This is a genomic window from Streptomyces sp. E11-3 (genome assembly GCF_046540415.1).
GTDB lineage: Bacteria > Actinomycetota > Actinomycetes > Streptomycetales > Streptomycetaceae > Streptomyces.
Window position 1 is genome coordinate 1 of sequence record NZ_JAZGRL010000103.1, and the last position, 2,475, is coordinate 2,475.

General features: G+C 73.7%; 1 protein-coding gene and 2 pseudogenes. All 3 read right to left on the reverse strand.

All coding sequences use genetic code 11. The annotated features are described in order from the left end of the window. Positions 1 to 908: pseudogene (locus tag U9R90_RS35495) on the reverse strand (nitroreductase); the annotation flags it as partial. Positions 909 to 919: 11 nt separating this feature from the next. Continuing rightward, positions 920 to 2,311, reverse strand: a complete 1,392-nt coding sequence (locus U9R90_RS35500) for a YcaO-like family protein (protein WP_411061560.1) — start codon at positions 2,309 to 2,311, stop codon at positions 920 to 922. After that, a pseudogene (locus U9R90_RS35505) lies at positions 2,308 to 2,475 on the reverse strand (peptidase S15); the annotation flags it as partial. The pseudogene U9R90_RS35505 and the gene U9R90_RS35500, both read right to left, overlap by 4 nt.

Here is a 2,475-nt window from a genome sequence, read left to right on the forward strand (position 1 = left end):
CGGGCCCAGGTGCCCTCGCCGCCGTTCGTCGTGGGTCGGGGCCCCGCCGGGGGGTACGTGCTCACACCGACGGCTCGTCCGGTAGGGACACGGCACCCGGCGGTGACCGTCGGCGCTGCGCGCGCACCCCCCGCCGTGTCCCCTTCGGTCGTCTTCGCGCGTGCGGGCCCGGTCGTCCCGATCAGTTCGAGAACGCGTTCGGCCTCGCCGATGTCGTACGCGGTGGCGATCGGGTCCGGTGTTGGGTCCGGTGGTGGGCCGGCTGTCGGGGCTGTGGGTGGCTTGGCTGCCCAGCTGCCTATTGCGGCAGGCCCGAAGCGCACTGCGGCGAAGGGGTGCTCGATGGCGGCTCCCGGTGCGGGCAGCCGCGCCGCGGCGGACAGCAGTGCCGCGTCGGCGTCGAGGTTGTAGTGGTCCGCTCCGGCGAGGAGTAGTGCCGCCACCGCGTGGCCGGTGTCCAGTAGGTCCATCGGCCACGCGCGGTGGGCGTAGTGCGAGGCGGTACGGCGAACGGTGACCGTCAGCACCACGACCGCTCCCCCGGGCACACCGGCGGGCGCGGGCCCCCGTTCGTGGAGTTGGTGCCCGACGGGGTCGTACGCGTAGCGGCCGGGCGGTACGGAGCAGTCGGGCCCGGCCAGGATGTGAGCGTTCACCGGGTGCAGGGCGCCGGCGGAGGGGGTCGGGCGCAGCCGTCCGTCGGTGTCGGTGGCGGCCAGCGAGCGGGTCAGCACCTGGTCCAGGTCCACCAGGCCCGTTGCTCCGTCCGCGCGCAGCATCACGATCGGGCCGCCCCAGCGGGGCACGGCAGGTCCTGCGGGCGTGTCGGGGCCCGGCTCCTCGGTGGACCGGGCGCGGGCCAGCGCGGCCCGCAGCAGCTTCGCGGGCGGCGTGTCGTTCCGGGGCATCGGGGCGCCGCTCACATGTGGGGCGGCGGAGTGAGTGTGAAGTCCCCCGGCAGGAGCGGAGGTTCGTCGCGCCAGCCGCGGGTCAGGGCCGCCTCGGCGAAGCGTGGGCTGCCCAGGTAGGCGAAGGCCGCGGGGGCGTTGGGGATGAGGTGGGAGACCAGGACTCGGGCGACCCGTAGCGGGGTCTCGGCGACGTCCTCGGTCGTCAGGTCGAAGGTCAGTACGCGGTGGCCGCCGTCCGCGAGGGCCGTGTCGAGCAGTGCGCGGCTGCCGGGGGCGATGGTGTCGATGCTCACCACTCCCTTGGCCGGGTCGGTGAAGCGCCGGGCGAGTGGGGCGACCCGTTTGTCCAGCCAGACCTGGACATGGGCGCCCAGGTCGCGTACCGCTGCGAAGTCCGGGCCGCAGTCGTCCAGGTAGCGAAGGTCACCGCGGTGGTCGAGGTACAGGCCGCGGGCCAGCATTCCGGCGTCGATCGCCCGGAAGACCCAGCCGTCGGGTTCGGTGAGGCCCTGGGTGAACACCCAGGTGTGGACGGCTTCCAGTACGGCCTTGCGGGCCGCGTCGGCCGGGTCGTACCGGCAGGCGAACCCCGCGGCGTAGAGGCCTCGTAGCGGATCGCGTACCAGGGCCGCCATGCACGGGGCGAACTCGGACGGCATTTCGACGATCCATACGTCCAGGCCGCACCCGGCGAGGTCGGCGGTCAGGCCGGGCACGCTCGACGGGTCGATGCCGCGGGTCGGGCCGTCCAGGTGCCACCAGAGTTCGAGGGCGTCGCGTTCGACGACTTCGAGGAGTCCACGTTCGACCGCGTCGGCGAAGCCTTGGCCGGTCGCGATACCGGCGTAGTTGAGGTGGTGGGTGCGTGGGAGTGAACGCAGCGGGCCCTGGCGCCAGTTGAGGTGGGTGAGGGCGACCGGCGCCCAGCAGTCCTCGGTTGTGCCGTCCTTGGTGAGCTCGTGTCCGCGCGCCCACAGTGCCGGGGTGTCCGCGGTGAGCCGCCGGTACGGGAAGCGTTCTCTGGCGTACTGCCAGTCGGCGTAGCGGGGTAGTTCGTCGGGTCCGTAGAGCCGTTGGCCCCGCTGGGTGAGTTCGGTGGCCGTGGCGCGTACCGGGGCGTCCGGGTGGCCGGGGGGTGGTATGCGGTTGCCGCAGTAGCGTTCGACGGCCTCGGCTATCGCGGCGATCCGCGCCCCCTCCGGGTCGCCGAAGGTGGTGCCGAGCGCGACCCGGTCGGCGGGCCACAGGCCGAGTCGTCTGGCGTCGGCCACATCGGCGGTCATCGCGGTGTAGCGGGCCGGCGCACCGCTGGGGTGCTCCACGGGGGCGACACGGCGGACGACGCCGCAGACGGGGTCCACGAGTGCCTCCAGGGCCTGGCTCGGCGACAGCGTGGTCATCGGCATATCTCCTGTAGGGGGTGCACGGCGTGGGTGAGGTTGCGGGGTGGGGCTACGGGGAGCAGGAGGGTGCTCGCGGAGAGGTCGACGGTTCGCCGGGACGCGAGGAGTCGGGTGGCGGTCAGGGGGTCGGTGCCCGTGTGGGGGTTGCGGGCGTGGGCGGG

Bases quoted from the DNA above. Each gene is read 5' to 3' on its own strand.
- U9R90_RS35500 (WP_411061560.1), bottom strand. From the start codon at position 2,311: ATGACCACGCTGTCGCCGAGCCAGGCCCTGGAGGCACTCGTGGACCCC.